This is a genomic window from Achromobacter sp. E1 (assembly GCF_037039475.1).
GTDB lineage: Bacteria > Pseudomonadota > Gammaproteobacteria > Burkholderiales > Burkholderiaceae_B > Achromobacter > Achromobacter mucicolens.
Genome location: NZ_CP146253.1, coordinates 1,121,413 through 1,142,157 on the forward strand (window position 1 = coordinate 1,121,413; position 20,745 = coordinate 1,142,157).

The following is a 20,745-nucleotide window of genomic DNA, read 5'->3' on the forward strand; positions in this document are numbered from 1 at the left end:
CAAGCTTGTGGCTGTCGTGCCCGGAATCGGGCATCCTGGCGTGCACGGGTTCGGACGCCGGGCGCCATCGGCCATGCTCATGAACTGAGCAGTGCTCAAGAATTAGGCCGTGCGCAGGACTGATTTGGCCAAAAATCCCAATATTTAGAACGGCGGGGCCAAAATGCACTTATATGGTGCATGGAATATGTAAATGAATGCTCCGTCTTAGGGCATTCCCCTAGTGTGGCATTCCCGCATCTGGTGCAGAATCTCTTCCCATGCAGGTGAGGAGACAAAGCCCTGCATGGGCAAATACCGGCGGCACCGGTAAATAAAAAAAGTAAAGCAGTACTCAAAAAAAGCAAACGCACAACGGCTGGCACCAGGAAGTGCCAGCCGTTGTCGCATAAAAAGCCGGCAAATCAAGCTTCAGGGCTTTTCAAGCGCTGCGTTTGGCGATATTTAGATGGGACCTGCTCATCCACGCTATGCCGCAAACGCGCCTTACTCCCTCCCGGACATCCGTCACGCCTTACTGGCGCCGCAATCTGCGGCTGATCCTGCTGCTGCTCGCCATCTGGGCGGCGCTGACCTTCATTCCCTCGTTTTTCGCCCGCCGGCTCTCGTTCGACTTCATCGGCTGGCCCTTCGCCTTCTGGATGGCCGCCTATGGCGCCCCGCTGGCCTATCTGATCATCATCGCCGTCTACGCCCGGGTCATGAATCGCGCCGATGAGCGCGCCGACGAAACCGGGGAGCCGCGCTGATGCCGTTTTTCACGGGAGACACCCCCCAGGAGTTCCGCATCCGCCTGCGGCGCATCTATGTGCTGTACACGGCAGGCTTTGCGCTGATGATCCTGCTGATGGCGCTGGCCGAGATCCTGGGCATGCCGCGCAACTGGATCGGCTATGTGTTCCTGCTGGTCACCGTCAGCCTGTACGCCGGCATCGGCATTGTCTGCCGCACCTCCGACCAGGTGGAGTACTACGTCGCCGGCCGGCGCGTGCCGGCCATCTACAACGGCATGGCGACCGCGGCCGACTGGATGTCGGTGGCGTCCTTCATCGGCGTGGCGGGCACGCTGTATCTGACCGGCTATGGCGGCCTGGCCTACATCATGGGCTGGACGGGCGGGTATGTGCTGGTGGCGATGCTGCTGGCGCCGTACCTGCGCCGCTTCGGCCAGTACACCATTCCCGATTTCATGGGCGCCCGTTACGGCGGCAACCTGCCGCGCCTGGCCGGGGTCTTCTGCGCCGTTCTCTGCTCGTTCACGTATCTGGTCGCCCAGATCTACGGGGTGGGCATCATCACCACGCGGATGACGGGCATTTCATTCGAGCTGGGCATCTTCGTTGCGCTGGGCGGCATGCTGGTGTGTTCGTTTCTGGGGGGCATGCGCGCGGTCACGTGGACGCAGGTCGGGCAATACATCATCCTGGTCATCGCGTACCTCGTGCCGGTGATCTGGCTGTCGGTCAAGCACACCAACATGCCGTTGCCGCAACTGTCGGGCGGAGCCGTGCTGCAGCAGGTGACCGAAAAAGAGGTCTACCTGCAGAACGATCCGTCCGAGATCGAGGTGCGCACGATCTGGCAGCAGCGCGCCGACGAGATGTCGCGCCGCCTGCAGACGCTGCCCGAATCGTGGACGCTGGAAAAGGACAAGCTGCGCAGCCGGCTGGCCCAATTGAACGCGGGCGACGCGCCCATGGTCGAGATCCGGTCGGCCGAACGCGAACTGGCCGCCTACCCGCCGACCGTCGACGATGCGCGCACCACGTGGTCGCAGGCCAAGGCGACCTTCGAGGCCCGCGCCGCGCCGCCCACGCCGCACGCCGAACCGTTCCCGGCCAAGGACCCCGAGGAACGCAGCAACATGCGCATCAACTTCCTGGCGATGGTGCTGTGCCTGATGCTGGGCACCGCGGGCATGCCGCACATCCTGATGCGCTCATACACCACGCCGTCCGTCATCGAGGCGCGCAAGTCGGTGTGCTGGTCGCTGCTGTTCATCCTGCTGCTGTACTTCATGGCGCCCGCGCTGGCGCTGCTGGTCAAGTTCGAAATCTATACCCAGGTCGTGGGCTCGAACTTCCTCAGTCTGCCCAACTGGGTGCACGCCTGGAGCGCGGTCGACACCAACCTGCTCGACGTCACCGACATCAACCGCGACGGCGTGGTGCAGCTGAGCGAGATCAGCATGGGCGCGGATGTGGTGGTGCTGGCCATGCCCGAAATCGGCGGCTTGCCCTACGTGATCTCCGGGCTGGTCGCGGCCGGCGGTCTGGCGGCGGCGCTGTCCACGGCCGACGGATTGCTGCTGACGCTGTCCAACTCGCTATCTCACGACATGTGGTACCGGGTCGTGTCGCCGCGCATGTCGGCCGCGCGCCGGGTGATGGTGTCCAAGATCCTGCTGCTGGTGGTCGCGTTTGGCGCGGCGTGGGTCGCGGCCCGCAAACCCGCGGACATCCTGTTCATGGTGTCGGCCGCGTTTTCGTTCGCGGCCTCGTCGTTCTTCCCGGCGCTCGTCATGGGGGTGTTCTGGCGGCGCGCCAACAAATGGGGCGCCACGCTGGGGATGGCCGCAGGCCTGGCCGTGACGTTTGCCTACATGACGCACACGCACCCGTGGCTGCGGGAATCGGTGCTGGGCATCGCGCGCACGCAGCCCGTGGACCTGTGGTGGGGCATCCAGCCCATCGCGGCGGGCGTATTCGGCGCCCCGGTGGCGTTCCTGACGATCTTCGTGGTGTCGCTGCTGACCCCGCCGCCCGACCGGGCCACGCTGGCGCTGGTCGACTACCTGCGCAACCCGGACGCGCGGCATCCGCGGCCGGACAACAGCTAGGGAGCAGGGCAGGCTGCCGGCCGGCGGACCTGGGGGTCGGCGCAGGCGGCCCACGCGGTGCCGGGCATGGCCTGCAACAGCGTAAGCACCTGCCCCGGCGCCCACAACCACTGCACGCCGCCAGGCGCGCGGCCCGCCGCCGCCCACACGCGCCGGCGGACGTCCGCGCTCATGTCGAAGCGTCCATTTTCGCCGCTGTTTCCCCTGGCCAGCACGGACTTGGGATCGCGCTTGGCCTCGTAAACGCTGGCGTCGCCGCGCGGCTGCACGATGGCCCAGTCGTAGTGGTAGGACTCCAGGGCGGGCGGCTGCCAGCCGGGGCCGGGCATCACCAGAACCGGGTGTTCGCCCGCGACGGCGCGGTATGGCAATCCCGCCTGCGCGTCGCGCCCATCTTCGCTTTGCAGGACCGGCCGCAGATAGCGCTGGGCGATCCCGCCTGCGGCGTCATGCACGATGACCTCGTTTGCGTCACCGGTTTCAGGCGCGTGGCGGACGGTCCGCAACAGGCGGCCGGCCGCGTCATGCACATAGCGCACCTGCGGACGGGAGGCGCCGTCGCAACTACCGTCGGCCAATTCGGCGAGCCAGCCGTTGGCGTCATAGCGCAGGCAACGCCGGACGGGCCGGTTCGCGCGGCCGTCCCAGGTGCGCGACCGCACCTCGTAGCCGGTCAGCCGGCCCGATGCGTCGTAGCGAAAGCGGGTCTCGCTCTCTGGCGGCGGCAGGGCGGGTCCGGGCTTGGCGCGGGCCTCGTCCACGGTGTTCGGGCTGTACTGAGCAATGCCGCAAAGATGCGGGCGGCCGTCCTGGCCTTGCTCGAAACGCAGCATCGTGGCGCCGATGCGGGCGCCGGGATCGGCCGCATAGACCGACCAGTCGACGTTTTCGGCCCAGATGACCGGCACGGCGCGCGGTCCGTCGGGCACCTGGACGGCCGGCTGCCAGCTGCGGATGCGTGAGCCGTCCTTGGCCAGCAGCGTGTGGGTGTCGTCGAGCCGCACGTCGGCGACAACGGTCAGACGTTCGTTCGCGGCGAGCGGCTGGCACAGGGCCAGAGCAAGGCCGGGCGCAGCGGACATCGCCGCCATCGCGGACAGGCGCAGCACGGGCTTAGTTCGCCGCATTTTGCAGCCACGCAACGAGGCCCCAGAGTTCGGCGCTGACGCCGCCCAGCCGCAACGCCCCGTCTCGGGTGTCCATCAGCAGGAACGGGTAGGCGCGGCGCTCGAACGTGCCCGCGGGCGGCAGCCGGTAGGGGGTGAAGGCGCCGGACGACAGCAGGTACGTGTTGGTCATGTCGCCCACGTCCACATGCAGGTACCAGACCGACAGGTCCTTGCCTTGGAACGCGGCATCAGATTCTGGATAGCGGCCGCCCTGGCCCGCGGGAATGCCGCTGGCCAGCACGCCCATGAATACGGGGCGGGGGCCGTATCGCGGGCGGTACGTGCCATCGCCGGTTCGACGCGCGAAGGTTTCACGCAGGAAGCCGGCCGCGCGTGAGTCGGGCACGACCGACTTTTCAAACAGCGCATCGAACTGCGCGTCCGTCAGCGGGCCGGACGCCGCGGCCAGCCGGTCCATGTCCTCTGAGAAGACCGTGTACCAGGCCCGGTAGCGCTTGAGTTCGGCGGTGCGGTCAAAGCCCTGGGCTGACGCGCAGGCGGCGAACAGCCAACCCAGGCACAGGATTGCCGCAAGGGCGACGCGTAGCAAGGTCTGCGCCAGGATGCCCCGCGTCCCCAGGCCTTGTATCCGAACTGCGGAGAACGTCGTCAATGCGAGACGGATTTGGAGAAGACGTTCATCACCACCACGCCGGCGATGATGAGGCCGATGCCGATGAGCGCGGGTGCGTCCAGGTGCTGCTTGAACAGCACCGTGCCCACGATGGAGATCAGCACGATGCCGACGCCGGACCAGATCGCGTAGGCGATGCCCACGGGAATCTCGCGCAGCGTCAGCGACAGGAAGTAGAACGAAATCAGGTAGCCGAAGACGGTGATGACAGACGGCACGAGCCGCGTGAAACCTTCGGAGCCCTTGAGGGCGCTGGTGGCGAAGATCTCTGCGACGATCGCCACCGCCAGATAAAGCCACTTCATTTGCGCGGCCCCTCGGACTGGCGCAGCAGCACCAACAGGGCGCCCGCGCCGCCTTCGCGCTCGGGGGCCTCGGAGAACGCCATGACGTCGGCCTTCTGGACCAGCCACGTCCGGGCCTTGTCTTTCAGCACCGGCTCCAGGCCTTCAGAGTTGTAGCCCTTGCCGTGCACGATGCGCACGCAGCGGATGCCGTGTTCCTGGCACTCGTCCAGGAAAGACAGCAGGGCATGGCGCGCCTGCTCGACGCGCAGCCCGTGCAGATCGAGTTCCGCGCCGGCGCGCCATTGGCCGCGGCGCAAATTGCGCGCGGTGTCGGGCGCCACGTCGCCGCGCACGAATGCGGTGCCGCCTTCGGACAGCAGGTGCGTGATCTCGCCGCCGTCAGAGACGCCCGCGTCGGCGCGGTTGGGCGTTTCGCCCAGCGCGTTGGCGCGGCGCAGGGCGGGCGCGGGTTCGGGGGCGGGCTTGTGCTCGACGCGTTGCGCGTGCCGGATCGGCGTGACGGACTTCATCGAGCGCTTGAACGCCGCCAGGTCGTCCTCGGGGGGCGACGCAGGGCGCGCGGCCGCTGCCGCCGCCGCCCGTTGCGGGGCAAGGGCGGCGCGCTCGCGTTCTTCCTGCAGGTCCTTCTTCAGGCGTTTCAGGTCGGCCAGGCCGACCTTACTGCCCCGCATTCTCCAGCCACCGTTGGGCGTCCAGGGCCGCCATGCAGCCCGTGCCGGCGCTGGTGATGGCCTGACGGTAGACGTGGTCCTGCACGTCGCCGGCGGCAAACACGCCCGGCACCGAGGTCATGGTGGCCATGCCGGACAGGCCGCTCTTGGTGACGATGTAGCCGTCCTTCATCTCGAGCTGGCCCTGGAAGATTTCCGTGTTGGGCTGGTGACCGATGGCGATGAAGGCGCCGGTGACGGCCATGTCTTCGGTGGCGCCGGTGTCCACGTGGCGAACACGCACGCCGGTCACGCCGCTGTCGTCGCCGAGGACTTCTTCCAGCGTGTGGAACAGCTTGAGTTCCATGTTGCCGTTTTCGACCTTGCTCATCAGCTTGTCGACCAGGATCGGCTCGGCGCGGAACTTGTCGCGGCGGTGGATTAGCGTGACCTTGCGGCAGATGTTGGACAGGTACAGGGCTTCCTCGACAGCGGTATTGCCGCCGCCGACCACCACCACGTCCTGGTTGCGGTAGAAGAAACCGTCGCAGGTGGCGCAGCCGGAGACGCCGCGGCCCATGAAGGACTGCTCGGACGGCAGGCCCAGGTACTTGGCCGAGGCGCCCGTGGCGATGATGAGCGCGTCGCAGGTGTAGACCTTGCCGGTGTCGCCGGTCAGGGTGAAGGGGCGCTTGGAGAGGTCGACCTTGGCGATGTGGTCGAACAGCATTTCCGTGTTGAAGCGTTCGGCGTGCTTCTGGAAGCGCTGCATCAGGTCCGGGCCCTGCACGCCATCCGCGTCGGCCGGCCAATTGTCGACGTCCGTGGTGGTCATGAGCTGGCCGCCTTGGGCCAAACCTGTAACAAGAACAGGGTTAAGATTGGCGCGTGCCGCATAGACGGCCGCCGTGTAACCGGCGGGGCCGGAACCGAGTATCAAAACTTTAGCGTGCGTAGGCGTGGACATGGGCAGGTATCTTTAGGGTAACGCCCAATTATAATGAGCCGCATGCCGCGTATCTCGACTGCTTCTCCGCGCGCCTCGCGCAACACCCGCAACGGACCCTCGCCGCTGCAAACGCGCATTTCCGCGTTGTTGCGTGAAGCCCGCTGGATCCTCTTTGCCGCCCTGGCGGCCTGGCTTACCCTGGTGCTCGCCACCTGGAGCGCGTCCGACCCTGGCTGGTCGCACTCGGTTCCGGGCGATGTCGTGCGCAACCAGGGCGGACGCCTGGGCGCCTACCTGGCGGACATCCTCCTCTATCTCTTTGGTTTCTCCGCCTGGTGGTGGGTCGTCCTGCTGCTGCATCGCGTGCGGGCTGGCTACCGGCGCCTGGCCGCGCAGTTGCGCGTGGCCAACAGCAAGCAACCCGAAGTGCTGCCGCGCGTCCACTGGGAAGAGGGCATTGGCTTTTTCCTGCTGATGATGGGCTCGCTGGGCATGGAAGCCCTGCGCCTGGCCAGCCGCGGCACGCATCTGCCCGGCGCGTCGGAAACGGCAAGCGGCGCGGGCGGCGTCATCGGCCAGATGCTGGCGGACCTCATCGGCAGCAGCATCGGCTTTACCGGCGCCACGCTGGCCTTCCTGGTCATGCTGGCAATCGGACTCAGTCTGTTCTTCTCGTTTTCGTGGCTGGCGGTCGCCGAGCGCGTCGGTTCCTGGCTGGAAGGCCTGGTCCGCAAGATGCGCAACTCCTACACCGCGCGCCAGGACCGCAAGGTCGGCGAAGTCGCCAAGGCCGTGCGCACCGAGCAGGTGGTGGCCAAGCAGGAAAAACTGGTGCACGAGCAGCCGGTCCGCATCGAACCGGCCATCACCGTGGTGCCCAAGTCCGAGCGCGTCGAAAAGGAAAAGCAGCAATCCCTGTTCTTCCCGCCCACCGGCGGCGCCGAAGGCGATCTGCCCACCCTTGGCCTGCTCGACCCGCCCCTGAACAACCAGGAAACCGTGTCGGCCGAGACCATTGAATTCACCTCGCGCCTGATCGAAAAGAAGCTGGCCGACTTTGGCGTGTCGGTCACCGTGGTCGCGGCGCAGGCCGGCCCCGTCATCACCCGCTACGAAATCGAGCCGGCCACCGGCGTGAAGGGCAGCCAGATCGTCAACCTGGCCAAGGACCTGGCGCGCGCGCTCAGCCTGGTCAGCATCCGGGTGGTCGAAACCATACCGGGCAAGAACCTGATGGGGCTGGAGCTGCCCAACCCGCGCCGCCAGATGGTGCGCCTGTCCGAAATCCTGGGTTCGCAGACCTACCACGCCAGCCATTCGGTCGTGACCATGGCGCTGGGCAAGGACATCGCCGGCAACCCGGTGGTGGCCGACCTGGCCAAGATGCCCCACTTGCTGGTGGCGGGCACCACCGGTTCGGGCAAGTCGGTCGGGATCAACGCCATGATCCTGTCGCTGCTCTACAAGGCCGACGCCTCGCATACCCGCCTGATCCTGATCGACCCCAAGATGCTCGAAATGAGCGTCTACGAAGGCATCCCGCACCTGCTGGCGCCGGTGGTCACCGACATGCGGCAGGCATCCAACGCGCTGAACTGGTGCGTGGGCGAAATGGAAAAGCGCTATCGCCTCATGAGCAAGATGGGCGTGCGCAACCTGGCGGGCTACAACACCAAGATCCGCGACGCGATCAAGCGCGAGGAACCGATCCCCAATCCGTTCTCGCTCACGCCGGACCAGCCCGAGCCCTTGTCGCCGCTGCCCACCATCGTGGTCGTCATCGACGAGCTGGCCGACCTGATGATGGTCGTGGGCAAGAAGATCGAAGAACTCATCGCCCGCCTGGCGCAGAAGGCGCGGGCGGCGGGCATCCACCTCATCCTGGCCACGCAGCGTCCCAGCGTGGACGTGATCACCGGCCTCATCAAGGCCAACATCCCGACGCGCATCGCGTTCCAGGTGTCGTCCAAGATCGACTCGCGCACCATTCTTGACCAGATGGGCGCGGAAACCTTGCTCGGCCAGGGCGACATGCTCTACATGCCGCCCGGCACCGGCTTGCCGGTGCGCGTGCACGGAGCGTTCTGCAGCGACGACGAAGTCCATCGCGTGGTCGAAAGCCTGAAGTCGCAGGGCGAACCCAATTACGTCGAGGGCCTCCTGGAAGGCGGCCTGGACGGCGACGGGGCTGAAGGCGCCAGCAGCGTCACGGGCATCGGCGGGGACGCGGAATCCGACCCGATGTACGACCAGGCCTGCGAAGTCGTGCTCAAGCACCGCCGCGCGTCCATTTCGCTGGTGCAGCGTCATCTGCGGATTGGTTACAACCGTGCGGCCCGGTTACTCGAGCAGATGGAGCAATCGGGTATGGTGTCGGCGATGCAATCCAACGGGAACCGCGAGATCCTGGTTCCCGCAGCCGCCGCACGAGAGGAAGCATGATGAAGACGTTTCAACGCCTGGCCGCCGTTGCGGTGCTGGGCCTGACTCCGGCCCTGGTCCCCGCCCTGGCGCTTGCAGCCAGCGCGCAAGAGCAATTGCGCAACTTCGTGTCCACGGTCACGGCGGCCACCGGGTCGTTTTCGCAGTACACCGTCAACGACCAGGGCCGCACCCAACCCGCGCAGACCGGCGTGTTCTCGTTTCAGCGCCCCGGCAAATTCAAATGGGCTGTGCAAAAGCCCTACGAGCAACTGGTCATCTCCGACGGCCGTCAGGTCTTCCAGTTCGACCCCGACCTGGCCCAGGTCACGGAACGCAAGGTCGACGCCGCCATCGGCACGTCGCCCGCGGCCATTCTTTTCGGCTCGGGTTCGCTGGAGCAGTCCTTCGACGTCAGCGCGCTGCCGGCCAAGGATGGTGTCGACTGGCTACGCGCCAAGCCGCGCACGGCCGACGCCGGTTTCTCGCGCGTGGACATCGGCATGAAGAACAACCTGCCGGTGCGCGTGGAACTGCTCGACTCGTTCGGCCAGACCACCCGCGTCGACCTGTCGGCCATCCAGCCCAACCCCCAACTGCCCGCCAAGGAATTCCAGTTCACCGCGCCCAAGGGCGTGGATGTGGTGAAGATGTAGCGGCGTTTTTGGCCCAATGCAGAATGCCCGGGAAACCGGGCATTTTTTATTTGGCATGCCGTGTCTGGCGATAGCCGTGCATTGAACCCGGTGTCTGACACCCGTGTGAGACGGCCGTCAGCTTGAGCCGGCGCCGCAGGGGTGTCAGACACCTTCCGATGCCGTGTCTGGCGGTAGCCGTGCATTGAACCCGGTGTCTGACACCCGTGTGAGACGGCCGTCAGTTTGAGCCGGCGCCGCAGGGGTGTCAGACACCTTCCGACTTGCCGCAGCCGTAAATGGAACCCGGTGTCTGACACCCGCGTGAGACGGCCGTCAGTTTGAGCCGGCGTCGCAGGGGTGTCAGACACCTTCCGCGACCTGCCTGCGTGTCAGGGGCGCTTATACGCCACGCAATCGACTTCCACTTTTGCATCGACGACCAAACTCGACTGCACGCAGGCGCGCGCCGGCGGATTTGCGCCGAAGTATTCCTTGAACACCTTGTTGAACGACGCAAAGTCACGCGCATCGTCCAGCCAGACGCCGCAGCGCACGACGTGTTCGGGGCCGTAGCCGGCTTCCTGCAGGATGGCCAGCACCTGCTGGATGGCCTTGTGGCTTTGCGTCACGATGCCGCCTTCGATGACTTCGCCGTTTTCCATCGGCACCTGGCCGGAAACGTACAGCCAGCCGTCGGCGCCGACCGCGCGGGCGAAGGGCATGTGCGAGCCGCCCTGGCCGGTGCCGCCGGCCACGCCGTAGCGGGTGATGCCGTTGTTGTCGGGATTGGGAGTCGCGCTCATGAAGGATTCTCCTTGAAGTGGTCCGGGGGCGGCCGCTACGAAGCGGCCGGAATGGCGGGATAGGACGCGCGCAGGTCGCCGCTGCGCGGGAGCCAGCGGCCGGCGCGCTCGCCGGTGGCCTGGCCCTTGCGGTACGACAGGACACCATTGACCCAAACGGCCTCGATGCCCGCCGCGGTCTGCACGGGCGCGGCAAAAGTCGCGCGGTCGATGACGGTATCGGGGTTGAACAGCACCAGATCCGCGTGGTGCCCCTCGCGCACGAAGCCGCGCTCGGCAAGGCCGAAGCGCGCGGCGGACAGCCCCGTCATCTTGTGCACGGCCTGCGCCAGCGGAAACAGGCCCACGTCCCGGCTGTAATGGCCCAGCACGCGCGGAAAGGCGCCCCACAGGCGCGGATGCGGCATGGGATCGTTGGGCAGTCCGTCCGACCCCACCATCGTGAGCCGGTGCGACAGCACGCGGCGCACGTCGTCCTCGTGCATGTTGTGATACACCGCGCCGGCCGGTTGCAGCCGCTTGGCGGCCTCCAGCAGCGTGACGCCCCAGTCCGCCGCGATGGCGGCCAGCTTGCGGCGCGCCTGTTCCGGATGCGGCTCGGACCAGGTGATGTCGATGTCGAATTCGTCCGTGACCTGCTTCAGGTCCAGCGTCGACGAACTGGCGGAATACGGATAGCAGTCGCAGCCCACATGCTGCATGCGCCCCGCGTTTTCCAGCGCGAACAGCACCTCTTTCGTGCGGCCCCAGTTGCCGGCGCCGGCGCACTTCAGGTGCGACACCACCACCGGCACGCGCGCGTGCAAGCCGATGTCGAAGGCCTCCTGCATGGCCTCCAGGATGGCGGCGAATTCCGAGCGCAGGTGCGTCGTGTACAGCGCGCCGAATTCGTCCAGCGCCTCGGCCAGCAGCTTGACCTCGGCCGTGTCCGCGTCGAACGCCGAGGCATAGGCCAGGCCGGTGCTCAGGCCGATTGCGCCATGCGCCAGGGCGTCGCGCAGTTGGGCGCGCATTGCCAGCACCTCGTGGCGCGTCGCGGCGCGGTCCAGCCGGTCCATGTGGTTGCTGCGCAAGGCCGTATGCCCCACCAGGGCGGCAACGTTCACGGCCGGCCGCGCGGCTTCGATCGCGCGCGTGTAGTCCGCAAAGGTGGCGTAGCGGAAGTCCTCGCGCTTGCCCAGCAGGTTCATCGGATCGGGCGGCTCGCCGCGCAGCGTGACCGGCGAGGCGCTGATGCCGCAATTGCCCACCACCACGGTCGTCACGCCCTGCGACAGCTTGGGCAGCATGTCCGGCGTGCGGATGACGTTGGTGTCGTCGTGGGTGTGGACGTCGATGAAGCCCGGGGCCAGCGCGAGATCGGTGCCGTCGATGAGCTGGCGCGCCGGCGCGCCGGGCAGCTCGCCGATCGCGGCGATGCGGCCGCCGGCCAGCGCGACGCTGGCGCGGTATTCGGGTCCGCCGGAACCGTCCAGGATCCGGACGTTGCCAATAAGGGTGTCGTACATCGTGGATTCCCGATCAATCGCCCAGCGGCAGGCGGTTCGGCCCGCCGCGGTGTTCGTCCAGCGCCAGCTTGATGCGGCGCAGGCGTTCGCGGTTTTCTTCCTGGTTCAGCATGGCCAGTTCGGTCGACAGCAGGTCGATGGCCAGCATCATCGCGTAGCGCGAGGCCGAAGGCTTGTAGATGAAGTCGGTCTCGTCGGTGCGGATGGGCAGCACCACGTCGGCCAGCTTCGCCAGTTCGGACGACGCGTCGGTGATGGCGACGATGCGCGCGCGGTATTGCTTGACGATGCGCGCGGCGCCGACGATCTCGGGCGTCAGGCCCGAGGCCGACAGCACCAGCACGGCGTCGCGCTCGTCGAGCGTGGCCGCCACCATGCGCAGCAGCACGGCGTCGCTGTAGACCGCGATGGGATAGCCCAGCCGCACCAGGCGCGACTGGACTTCCTGCGCCAGCACCGCCGACGCGCCGCCCATGCCGAAGACGTAGATCATGCGCGCCCCGTCCACGATGGACGCGGCGGCTTCGAATAGCGGCTCGGTGAACGTCGGCAGATGCGCGCGCAGGGTGCTTTCGATGTCGGCGTAGATGCGCGCGTAGAACGTGCTTTCCTCGGCCGGCGCGCTGGGGTCCAGGAAGCGGCTGCCTACCGTGCTGGCCTGCGCCAGCTTCATCTTCAGGTCGCGCGTGTCGTCGCAGCCGACGGTGCGCGCAAACCGCGAGATGGTGGCGATGCTGACGCCGGCCTTGGCGGCAAGCTGGTCCACCGTGGCGCTGGCGCTCCAGATGATGTCGTCCAGGATGGCGTCGGCAACCTTGCGTTCTGTCACGCTCAATGCGTCCCGCCGACTGCGTATCTGGAAGACGATGTCGCGGATGATGTTCATGTGTGGTTCCTGGATCAATTCGGGCGGACTCATGCCGCGAGCGCGGGATCGTCGAGGCGGATGCAGGACACGTGGTGGTCCGCGCTCACGCCGACGGCCGGCGGCACCGCCGCCGCACAGGCGTCGATGGCATGGGGGCAGCGCGTGCGGAACACGCAGCCGGAAGGCGGGTTGACCGGGCTCGGGATGTCGCCCTTCAGGAGGATACGCGAACGCGGGGCACGCGGATCCGGCACGGGGGCGGCGGACAGCAGCGCGCGGGTGTAGGGATGGCGCGGGCGCGCATAGACTTCGCTGGTCGGACCGCGTTCCATGATGCGGCCCAGATACATCACCACGACGTCGTCGCACAGGTAGTCGACCACCGCCAGGTCGTGCGCGACGAACAGCATGGTCAGGCCCAGGTCGCGCTGCAGATCCTGCAGCAGGTTCAGCACCTGCGCCTGCACCGAGACGTCCAGCGCGGATACGGGCTCGTCGGCCACGATGAAGTCCGGCTCCACCGCCAGCGCACGCGCAATGCCGATGCGCTGGCGCTGCCCGCCGGAGAACTCATGCGGATAGCGGCGGCTGTGGTCCGCGTTCAGGCCGACGCGTTCGAGCAATTCGCCGATCCGCTCGGCGCGGCGGTGCTGCGCCAGCTTGTGGGTGTCCAGGGCTTCCCCCAGGATCTCGGCCACCGTCATGCGCGGGTTGAGACTGGCGTACGGGTCCTGGAACACGATCTGCATGCGGCGGCGCCACGGCAGCATCTGCTTTTCATTGAGCGTCGTGATGTCCTGTCCGTCGAACACGATGCGTCCGGCGGTGGGGGCGAACAGGCGCAGCAGGGCGCGGCCGGTCGTGGTCTTGCCCGAACCGGATTCCCCGACCAGGCCCACGATGGTGTTGCGCGGCACGTCGAAGCTCACGCCGTCCACGGCGCGCACGACCGGGGCGTTGCGCGCCTGCGAGGTCGGGAAGTGGACCTTCAGGTCGTCGATGCGCACCAGCGGCGCGGCGGCGCGGGGAGTGGATGGACTCGTCATAGCGGATTTACCTTGATGCAGCGCGCGCGGTGTTCGGGCCGCACCGCCACCAGATCGGGGACGCCGGCGCGGCAGTCGTCCGCCGCCAGCGGGCAGCGCGGCGCGAAGGTGCAGCCGGGCGGCAGCGCCAGCACGCTGGGCACGTTGCCGGGAATGGCGCGAAGGCGCTCGCCGGACGCGAGCAGCGCGGCGGTCGGCAGGCAGGACAGCAGGCCGCGCGTGTAGGGATGCGTGGGCTTTTCGAACAGGTCGTAGACGCCGGCGTCCTCGACCACGCGGCCGGCATACATGACGGCCACGCGATGCGCGATCTCGGCGACCACGCCCAGGTTGTGTGTGATGAACAGAATGCTCATGTTCATCTCGGCCTGCAGGCGGCGCAGCAGGTCCAGGATCTGCGCCTGCACGGTCACGTCCAGCGCCGTGGTGGGCTCGTCGGCGATCAGCACGGCGGGGTTGCAGGCCAGGGCCAGCGCGATCATCACGCGCTGGCGCATGCCGCCCGACATCTGGTGCGGATACTCGTTCACGCGCCGGTCGGCGGCCGGGATCTCCACGCGCTCCAGCATCTCGCGGGCGCGCTTGAGCGCCGCGGCGCGCGAGCCGCCCTCGTGCTGCAGCACCGCCTCGGCGATCTGGTCGCCCACGGTGTACAGCGGGTTCAGGCTGGTCATGGGCTCCTGGAAGATCATCGCGATCTCGGCGCCGCGGATGCGTTGCAGCGTGGCGGGCGTGGCGTGCGCCAGGTCGTGCTGCACGCCCTGGCGGTCGCGGAACAGGATTTTGCCGGCCTCGATGCGGCCAGCCGGCTTGGGCAACAGGCCCATGATGGACAGGCTGGTCACGGACTTGCCGGAGCCGGATTCACCGACGATGGCCAGCGTCTCGCCGCGGGCCAGGTCGAAGGTGACGCCGTCCACCGACTTGGCGATGCCGTCGCGGCTGTGGAACCAGGTCTTCAGGCCCTGCACCGACAGCACGATGTCTCGGGTGCTTGCGGTCATGTTTACAGCTCCTTGCGCAGGCGCGGATCGAGGACGTCGCGCAGGCCGTCGCCCACCAGTTGCAGCGACAGCACGGACAGCACGATGGCGATGCCGGGAAAGATCATGATCCAGTCCGCCGATCCCATGTACTGCTGGCCGGCGTTGATCATGGTGCCCCAGGTCGGAATGTCGGGCGACACGCCCACGCCCAGGAACGACAGGCCGGCCTCGGCCAGGATGGCGTAAGCGAAGATGAAGGTGCCCTGCACCAGGATGGGCGACACCAGGTTGCGCAGCACGTGCACGGTGACGATGCGCCAGGTGGGCACGCCCAGCGCGCGGGCGGCTTCCACGAAGGGCAGTTCGCGGATCACCAGCGTCGAGGCCCGCACGATGCGCGCCAGCCGCGGCGTGTACACGATGCCCAGCGCGATCACCACGTTGACCAGCGACGGGCCCAGCGCGGCCACCAGCGAAATGGCCAGCAGGATGTCGGGGAACGCCATCATCGCGTCGATCAGCCGCGACACGAACTTGTCGGCCGTGCGGAAGAACCCCGCGATCAGCCCCAGCGCAATGCCCAGCACGCTGGACAGGATGACGACGGAAAAGCCCACCATCAGCGACAGCCGTCCGCCGTGGATGACGCGGCTGAAAACGTCGCGGCCGAAGTCGTCGGTGCCGAACCAGTGCGCGGCGCCCGGCGCCTTCAGGCGGTTCATGATGGACAGCTTGAAGGGGTCGTAGGGGCTGATCCACGGCGCCAGCAGCGCGGCGGCCGCCAGCACCACGATCACGATAAGGCTGATCAGAACCGTCTTGCGCGCCACCAGCAGGCGCAGGACCTGCCAGCGGTCCGCGCCGGGATTCATGGAAGTTGCAGTCGTCATGTCGATGGCTCAGTAACGCACGCGGGGGTCGACCACTAGGTACAGCAGGTCGATCAGCAGATTGATCAGCACGTAGATCGCCGCGATGATCAGCAACGCGCCCTGGATGACCGGATAGTCGCGGCGCAGCACCGCCGACACCACCAGGCTGCCGACACCAGGCAGGCCGAACACGGTTTCGGTCACGACGGCGCCGCTGATGAGCAACGCCGTGGTCAAGCCCAGCACCGTCAGAATCGGGATCAACGCGTTGCGCACCGCGTGCTTCAGGATGACCTTGCGTTCCGGCAGGCCCTTGGCCCGCGCCGTGCGCACGTAGTCGTCGCGCAGCACGTCCAGCATGCTGGCGCGGATGAAGCGGGTAATCAGGGCCGAATTCACCAGGCCCAGCACAACCGCAGGCAGGATCAGGTGCGACAGGCGCGTGGCCAGCGAGGCGTCCGGGCCGCCATAACCGGCCACCGGCAGCCAGCCCAGTTTCACGGAAAACACCTGCATCAGCAGCAGCCCCAGCCAGAAGCTCGGCACGCTGGACGTGAACATCGAGAACGACAGCACCGATTGGTCCAGCGTGGTGCCCCGTTTGACCGCGGAAAGAATGCCGACCGGCAGCGCGATGGCGCTGGCGATCAACAGCGACATCAGTGTCAGGAGGATCGTCGGCTCGGCGCGGTCGGCCAGCGCCGCCAGCACCGGCTTGTTCATGAAGATGGACTGGCCCAGGTCGCCCTGCAGCAGCTTGCCCAGCCACGACACGTACTGCACCGCCACAGGCTGGTCCAGCCCGAGTTGCGCGCGCAGGGCGGCGATGTCCTGCTGGCTGGCCTGCGGACCGAGCATCACTGCGGCCGGGTCGCCGGGCGTCAGGCGGATGATCACGAACACGATCGTCGCGACGATGAACATCACGGCCACCAGCCCGACCAGCCGATTCAAGAGATAACGCAACACGGTGAAATCCTAGAGGTCATTGCGCGGGCGCGAACGGGTCGCGCGCGGGTGCCTGCGGCGTCGGGCGGCAACGGCCGCCCGACGGACGTGCGCTTACTTGGACGCCTTCCAGGCGTTCCAGAAGTACGGCCACGGCACGGCCTGCGTGCCTTGCAGCGCGGGAGAGCGCGCGGCCTGGGCGTTGAAGTCGCCGACCTTGATGAACGGCACTTCGTCGTACACGGCCTGCTGCACGTCGGCCCAGCGCTTGACGCGTTCTTCCTGCGAGCTGGCCTGGTTGAAGGCGTCCAGCACCTGATTGCGGCGCGGCGTGTCCCACCAGCCCGGCGCGTCCTTGGACGGGAAGTCGATCAGCGCCGGTTCAGGCAGGAAGGGGCTGTGCGTGATGAAGATGTCCCACACGGCCGGATCCTGGCGGCGCTGCGTCAGCGTGGCCCAATCGACCACCTGCATGTCCACCGTGAAGCCCGCGGCCTTCAGGTATTCGGCGGCCACCAGCGCCATCTTGTAATGGAACTCATACTGCTGGCTGGTCAGGATGCGGATCTTGCGGTCCTGCACGTTGGCCCCGTCCACCAGCTTCTTGGCCGCCGCGGCGTCGCCCTTGTTGTAGACCTTGCCGCCCAGCGACGTGGCCCACGGATAGCCTTCCGGGTACAGGTCGCCATTGAGCTTGTAGAAGTTCTTGTCGCCGAACGCCGCGAACAGCATGTCCTCTTCGTTCAGGGCAAGCTGCACCGCCTGGCGCACGGCCTGGTTCGACATGATGCCCTGCTTGGTGTTGAGCACCAGGCGCGGCCAGCCGAAGGGCTTGAGCATGACCGGATCCGAGCGGCCGTTCTTCAGCTTGGACAGCGATTCCACGGGCAGCGAGTCCACGTAGTCGAACTGGCCGGCCACGGCGCTTTCGACGCGCGTGTTGGCATTGCTGACCGGCACGAAGCGGATTTCGTCCAGATACTGCTTGCGGGCGCCGCCATAGCCGTTGGGCTCGCCTTCGCGCTGCTTGTAGCCCTCGAAGCGGACGAGCTGCACGTATTGGTCGGGCACGCGGGCCTTCAACTGATACGGGCCGGTGCCGACGAATTCGGTCAGGGACGGCGCGATCTTGCCCTTGGGCATGATGACCGCGGCGCTGTTGTTCATGGCCAGCAGGGCGGTCAGCGGTGCATACGGCTGCTTGAGCGTGATGCGGATCGTGTTGGCGTCCGGGGCCTCGATGCCGCTGATGATCTTGGCGGCCATCTTGCCGCGCGTGGCGGTCTCGGTCCAGCGCTTCAGGGACGCCAGCACGTCGGACGAATCCATCTTCGAACCGTCATGGAACGTGATGCCCTGGCGCAGCGCAATCGTGTAGACCAGCCCGTCCGCCGACACTTCCGGCATCTTGTCGGCCAGGAGCGGCGTCAGGTTCCACTTCGCGTCAAAGGTATACAGCGTCTCGAAGAAATGCTGGGTCAGGATGCCCACCAGGTCGGCCGTGCTGGTCATCGGGTCCAGCGTCGGCGGCTCGCCGATGGTGGCGACAGAGATCGTGCCTCCCTTGACCGGCGTGGCACAGAGGGCGGGGGTCGACAAAGCGGTCAAGCCAATTGCGCCGGCCGCGAGCAGGCTCTTCAGCCCACCGCCTCGCCGGGAGGTACGGAAGTTCATGATTCTCTCTCCAGAGGGTCAGAAACAGGTTGTCGCGTGATATCGGATGAGCGCCGGGTGCCCGGATGCTGCGGTCCCCTGTGGGCCTGGCGCGGTGCCGCGGGCAGGGGGACTAGAAAAAGGTTTCGGCCACGCCGGTGACGCCGTAGTGCTCGTTCACCAGCAGCACCTGACGCCATTTGTCGAACGTCAGGCAGGGATGCGAAATGTCGAAGGCGATCATGTCGCCCACCTGGATGTCGTCACCGTCGCCCACCTGCATGAAGGCGTGCTGGTCCATCATGGCCGACAGCTTCCAGTGGGACGGCGCCGCGCCGGGCTGCACCGAACCGGGCCGGTACAGCAGGGCAGGGGTGGGCAGGCCCGCGTCGAAGGCCGCGTCGCGCTTGCCCATCGCGATGATGGCGCGGCCGGGTTCGGGCAGCGACTGCACGTAGGCCCAGACCTGCAGGGCAGGTTGCAGGCCGGGCTCCATCTGGCGGGCCACCGGGTTCTGCGCATTGATGCGCTCGGCCGCGCTGCGGTAGATGCCGACGTCGTGCGACAGGTAGCAACCCGGGCGCAACACCACTTCCAGCGGGCTGCCGATGTCCAGTTGCGAGAATTCCTCGGCCACGACGTCGAACCAGGCCGACCCGGCGCCGGAGATAAGGGCGGGCCCGCTCTTGCGCAGCCGGCCCGCGGCGGCCAGGCCCCGCAAGGCGTCGGTGGCGCGGCGCAGGAAGGCGCGGATGGCGCCTTCTTCCTGCAGCACGCCTTCATAGACTTCGATGCCGGCCAGCGCCAGGCCGGGCCAGCGGGCGATCTCATCGGCCACGGCCTGCAACTGCGCGTCGTCGCGCACGCCGGTGCGCCCGCCCGCCGGACCCAGTTCGATCAGCACGGGCAGCACCTTGCCCTGGTCGCCGAAGAACTTGCCCAGCTGCGCGGCGTTGGCGGCCGAATCCACGATGCAGAAGAACGTGAAGGCCGGATCCTCCAGCAGACGGGCGATGATGGCCATGTTGGCGCGGCCCACGAGCTGATTGGCCATCAGCACCCGGCGCACGCCGTGCTGGTAGGCCGCCAGGACCTGCGGTGCGGTCGCCAGGGTGATGCCCCAGGCGCCGTTGTCGATCTGGCGCTTGAACAGGGCCGGACTCATCGTCGTCTTGCCGTGCGGTGCCAGCTTGACGTGATAGGCCTCCATGAACTGCTGCATCCACTGCAGGTTGTGGCGCATGCGGGCTTCGTACAGCACGGCCACCGGCAGGCTCACGTCTTCGTTCAGCAGGTTCCAGTTCAGCGCCGCCACGTCGGCGGTGGTACAGGATTCGGGAAACGCGCCCAGACCCTTGCCGTTCACGTCCAGGGGAGCTGCAGGAGAGGAGGAGTTGGTCATGATGGCGGCCCGATATGGAAAATATTTACGTCAAATCCAGTTTTTTTCATTATCGTGAAAGAAATTTACAAGCGGGAGCTAGGAGTTTCCCGTACGCCACGCCGCCCGGACGATGGGAAAATAGGTCCATGCCGCGCGCCCCTAGAGGCGCGCCTGTGCTTTGACAAAGGAAATGCCATGCTGAAAGTCGCCCTGGGCCAGTTCGCCGTCAGCCGCGTCTGGGAAGAAAACGCGCAGGTCTGCATCGATCTGATGGAACGCGCCCGCGCCGGCGGGGCAGGCCTCCTGGTTCTGCCCGAAGGCATCCTGGCGCGCGACATCACCGATCCGCAGATCGTGCTCAAGGCCGCGCAGCCGCTGGACGGTCCGTTCATCACGCGCCTGCTCGATGCCAGCCGCGGGTCGGACCTGGCCACCATGATGTGCGTGCATGTGCCGACGGGCGAGGGCCGGGTGTGGAACACGCTGGTCACGATCCGCGACGGCCAGATCCTGTCGCAGTACCGCAAGCTGCATCTGTACGACGCCTTCACCATGAAGGAATCGACCAATGTCACCCCGGGCACGGACATCCCGCCGCTGCTGGACATCGCGGGCCTGCGCGTGGGTCTCATGACCTGCTACGACGTGCGCTTTCCCGAATTGGCCCGCCGGCTGGCGCTGGACGGCGCCGACCTGCTGGTGCTGCCGGCCGCCTGGGTGCGCGGCCCGCTCAAGGAAATGCACTGGGAGGTCCTGGTCACGGCGCGGGCGCTCGAGAACACCTGCTACGTCGCGGCCACCGGCGAATGCGGTGAGCGCAACATCGGTTGCAGCATGGTGGTGGATCCGTTGGGCGTCGTCACGGCGCGCGCCGGCGAAGCGCCCGCGCTGGTCTTTGCCGACATCGACCCGGAGCGCCTCGCCCACGCGCGCAAGGTGCTGCCCGTGCTGGCCAACCGCCGCTTCGCCCCGCCCGAACTGGCGTAGGGCGGCTACGCCGCCGGCTGGGGCAACGGCCGGCGGGCGCCAGGGCGCGGGCATGGTGTAATGCAGACTTGAAATCCTTGCT

At 67.1% G+C, this 20,745-nt stretch carries 19 protein-coding genes; 5 read left to right on the forward strand and 14 right to left on the reverse strand.

All coding sequences use genetic code 11. The annotated features are described in order from the left end of the window. Positions 1–470 precede the first annotated feature (470 nt). Both V6V88_RS05140 and V6V88_RS05145 read left to right on the forward strand, forming a co-directional pair. Entirely contained in the window at positions 471–749 is a 279-nt protein-coding gene (locus V6V88_RS05140) for a sodium/substrate symporter small subunit (RefSeq protein ID WP_056321343.1), read from the forward strand. Then, the gene (locus V6V88_RS05145) at positions 749–2,839 is read left to right on the forward strand and encodes a sodium:solute symporter family protein (RefSeq protein WP_338618201.1); all 2,091 of its coding nucleotides are present in this window, start codon (positions 749–751) and stop codon (positions 2,837–2,839) included. Before V6V88_RS05140 ends, V6V88_RS05145 begins: the two co-directional genes overlap by 1 nt. On the opposite strand, the gene V6V88_RS05150 is transcribed toward V6V88_RS05145, so the two are convergent. The 5 genes from V6V88_RS05150 to trxB are packed head-to-tail and all read right to left on the reverse strand — an operon-like array spanning position 2,836 to position 6,567. Continuing rightward, a complete protein-coding gene (locus V6V88_RS05150) occupies positions 2,836–3,966 on the reverse strand; it encodes a hypothetical protein (protein WP_280003804.1) in 1,131 nt (376 codons plus the stop codon). The two genes, V6V88_RS05145 and V6V88_RS05150, sit on opposite strands and share 4 nt — an antisense overlap. Beyond that, positions 3,953–4,558: a hypothetical protein gene (locus V6V88_RS05155; RefSeq protein WP_338618202.1), complete on the reverse strand. Its 606-nt coding sequence runs from the start codon at positions 4,556–4,558 to the stop codon at positions 3,953–3,955. The genes V6V88_RS05150 and V6V88_RS05155 overlap by 14 nt, the downstream gene beginning before the upstream one ends. 59 nt (positions 4,559–4,617) lie before the next feature. Then, on the reverse strand, positions 4,618–4,947 hold the full coding sequence (locus tag V6V88_RS05160) for a multidrug efflux SMR transporter (RefSeq protein WP_338618203.1): 330 nt from the start codon (positions 4,945–4,947) through the stop codon (positions 4,618–4,620). After that, the gene (locus tag V6V88_RS05165; RefSeq protein WP_062840402.1) at positions 4,944–5,621 is read right to left on the reverse strand and encodes a Smr/MutS family protein; all 678 of its coding nucleotides are present in this window, start codon (positions 5,619–5,621) and stop codon (positions 4,944–4,946) included. The genes V6V88_RS05160 and V6V88_RS05165 overlap by 4 nt, the downstream gene beginning before the upstream one ends. Beyond that, a complete protein-coding gene (gene trxB, locus V6V88_RS05170) occupies positions 5,608–6,567 on the reverse strand; it encodes a thioredoxin-disulfide reductase (protein WP_056321357.1) in 960 nt (319 codons plus the stop codon). The genes V6V88_RS05165 and trxB overlap by 14 nt, the downstream gene beginning before the upstream one ends. 42 nt (positions 6,568–6,609) lie before the next feature. Here trxB and V6V88_RS05175 point away from each other — a divergent pair, with 42 nt between their 5' ends. Both V6V88_RS05175 and lolA read left to right on the forward strand, forming a co-directional pair. Beyond that, positions 6,610–8,991: a DNA translocase FtsK gene (locus tag V6V88_RS05175; protein WP_128827581.1), complete on the forward strand. Its 2,382-nt coding sequence runs from the start codon at positions 6,610–6,612 to the stop codon at positions 8,989–8,991. Beyond that, positions 8,991–9,626, forward strand: a complete 636-nt coding sequence (gene lolA, locus V6V88_RS05180; RefSeq protein ID WP_056321362.1) for an outer membrane lipoprotein chaperone LolA — start codon at positions 8,991–8,993, stop codon at positions 9,624–9,626. The genes V6V88_RS05175 and lolA overlap by 1 nt, the downstream gene beginning before the upstream one ends. Positions 9,627–9,997: 371 nt before the next feature. Here the strand turns inward: lolA and V6V88_RS05185 are convergent, their stop codons facing one another. The 9 genes from V6V88_RS05185 to V6V88_RS05225 all read right to left on the reverse strand — a co-directional run bounded on the left by V6V88_RS05185 (position 9,998) and on the right by V6V88_RS05225 (position 19,694). Continuing rightward, the gene (locus tag V6V88_RS05185; RefSeq protein WP_338618206.1) at positions 9,998–10,411 is read right to left on the reverse strand and encodes a RidA family protein; all 414 of its coding nucleotides are present in this window, start codon (positions 10,409–10,411) and stop codon (positions 9,998–10,000) included. Positions 10,412–10,446: 35 nt separating this feature from the next. Further along, positions 10,447–11,919 carry a D-aminoacylase gene (locus tag V6V88_RS05190; RefSeq protein WP_223574428.1) on the reverse strand — a complete coding sequence of 491 codons (1,473 nt, stop codon included), beginning with the start codon at positions 11,917–11,919 and terminating at the stop codon, positions 10,447–10,449. A gap of 13 nt (positions 11,920–11,932) precedes the next feature. Further along, positions 11,933–12,805, reverse strand: coding sequence for a MurR/RpiR family transcriptional regulator (locus V6V88_RS05195; protein ID WP_056321370.1), 873 nt, complete (start codon positions 12,803–12,805; stop codon positions 11,933–11,935). 29 nt (positions 12,806–12,834) lie between these two features. Then, the gene (locus V6V88_RS05200; RefSeq protein WP_062840406.1) at positions 12,835–13,833 is read right to left on the reverse strand and encodes an ABC transporter ATP-binding protein; all 999 of its coding nucleotides are present in this window, start codon (positions 13,831–13,833) and stop codon (positions 12,835–12,837) included. Continuing rightward, positions 13,830–14,837 carry an ABC transporter ATP-binding protein gene (locus V6V88_RS05205; RefSeq protein WP_056321377.1) on the reverse strand — a complete coding sequence of 336 codons (1,008 nt, stop codon included), beginning with the start codon at positions 14,835–14,837 and terminating at the stop codon, positions 13,830–13,832. Before V6V88_RS05205 ends, V6V88_RS05200 begins: the two co-directional genes overlap by 4 nt. A gap of 2 nt (positions 14,838–14,839) precedes the next feature. Continuing rightward, entirely contained in the window at positions 14,840–15,709 is an 870-nt protein-coding gene (locus V6V88_RS05210) for an ABC transporter permease (protein ID WP_056321381.1), read from the reverse strand. A gap of 9 nt (positions 15,710–15,718) precedes the next feature. After that, the gene (locus V6V88_RS05215; protein WP_056321384.1) at positions 15,719–16,660 is read right to left on the reverse strand and encodes an ABC transporter permease; all 942 of its coding nucleotides are present in this window, start codon (positions 16,658–16,660) and stop codon (positions 15,719–15,721) included. A 93-nt stretch (positions 16,661–16,753) separates the two neighbouring features. Then, positions 16,754–18,313, reverse strand: coding sequence for an ABC transporter substrate-binding protein (locus V6V88_RS05220; protein ID WP_081100998.1), 1,560 nt, complete (start codon positions 18,311–18,313; stop codon positions 16,754–16,756). Between the two features lie 112 nt (positions 18,314–18,425). After that, positions 18,426–19,694 carry an amino acid deaminase gene (locus V6V88_RS05225; RefSeq protein WP_062840407.1) on the reverse strand — a complete coding sequence of 423 codons (1,269 nt, stop codon included), beginning with the start codon at positions 19,692–19,694 and terminating at the stop codon, positions 18,426–18,428. Between the two features lie 177 nt (positions 19,695–19,871). Between V6V88_RS05225 and V6V88_RS05230 the strand changes: the two genes are divergently transcribed. Then, positions 19,872–20,663 carry a deaminated glutathione amidase gene (locus V6V88_RS05230; RefSeq protein WP_062840408.1) on the forward strand — a complete coding sequence of 264 codons (792 nt, stop codon included), beginning with the start codon at positions 19,872–19,874 and terminating at the stop codon, positions 20,661–20,663. Positions 20,664–20,745: the final 82 nt, after the last annotated feature.

Excerpts from the sequence above, each read along its gene's own strand:
- V6V88_RS05200 (WP_062840406.1), bottom strand. The coding sequence starts at position 13,833 with ATGACGAGTCCATCCACTCCCCGCGCCGCCGCGCCGCTGGTGCGCATC.
- V6V88_RS05220 (WP_081100998.1), bottom strand. The coding sequence starts at position 18,313 with ATGAACTTCCGTACCTCCCGGCGAGGCGGTGGGCTGAAGAGCCTGCTC.
- V6V88_RS05190 (WP_223574428.1), bottom strand. The coding sequence starts at position 11,919 with ATGTACGACACCCTTATTGGCAACGTCCGGATCCTGGACGGTTCCGGC.
- V6V88_RS05150 (WP_280003804.1), bottom strand. The coding sequence starts at position 3,966 with ATGCGGCGAACTAAGCCCGTGCTGCGCCTGTCCGCGATGGCGGCGATG.
- V6V88_RS05185 (WP_338618206.1), bottom strand. The coding sequence starts at position 10,411 with ATGAGCGCGACTCCCAATCCCGACAACAACGGCATCACCCGCTACGGC.
- V6V88_RS05205 (WP_056321377.1), bottom strand. The coding sequence starts at position 14,837 with ATGACCGCAAGCACCCGAGACATCGTGCTGTCGGTGCAGGGCCTGAAG.
- V6V88_RS05145 (WP_338618201.1), top strand. The coding sequence starts at position 749 with ATGCCGTTTTTCACGGGAGACACCCCCCAGGAGTTCCGCATCCGCCTG.
- V6V88_RS05160 (WP_338618203.1), bottom strand. The coding sequence starts at position 4,947 with ATGAAGTGGCTTTATCTGGCGGTGGCGATCGTCGCAGAGATCTTCGCC.
- V6V88_RS05210 (WP_056321381.1), bottom strand. The coding sequence starts at position 15,709 with ATGACGACTGCAACTTCCATGAATCCCGGCGCGGACCGCTGGCAGGTC.
- V6V88_RS05225 (WP_062840407.1), bottom strand. The coding sequence starts at position 19,694 with ATGACCAACTCCTCCTCTCCTGCAGCTCCCCTGGACGTGAACGGCAAG.
- V6V88_RS05230 (WP_062840408.1), top strand. The coding sequence starts at position 19,872 with ATGCTGAAAGTCGCCCTGGGCCAGTTCGCCGTCAGCCGCGTCTGGGAA.
- lolA (WP_056321362.1), top strand. The coding sequence starts at position 8,991 with ATGAAGACGTTTCAACGCCTGGCCGCCGTTGCGGTGCTGGGCCTGACT.
- V6V88_RS05165 (WP_062840402.1), bottom strand. The coding sequence starts at position 5,621 with ATGCGGGGCAGTAAGGTCGGCCTGGCCGACCTGAAACGCCTGAAGAAG.
- V6V88_RS05140 (WP_056321343.1), top strand. The coding sequence starts at position 471 with ATGCCGCAAACGCGCCTTACTCCCTCCCGGACATCCGTCACGCCTTAC.
- trxB (WP_056321357.1), bottom strand. The coding sequence starts at position 6,567 with ATGTCCACGCCTACGCACGCTAAAGTTTTGATACTCGGTTCCGGCCCC.
- V6V88_RS05195 (WP_056321370.1), bottom strand. The coding sequence starts at position 12,805 with ATGAACATCATCCGCGACATCGTCTTCCAGATACGCAGTCGGCGGGAC.
- V6V88_RS05175 (WP_128827581.1), top strand. The coding sequence starts at position 6,610 with ATGCCGCGTATCTCGACTGCTTCTCCGCGCGCCTCGCGCAACACCCGC.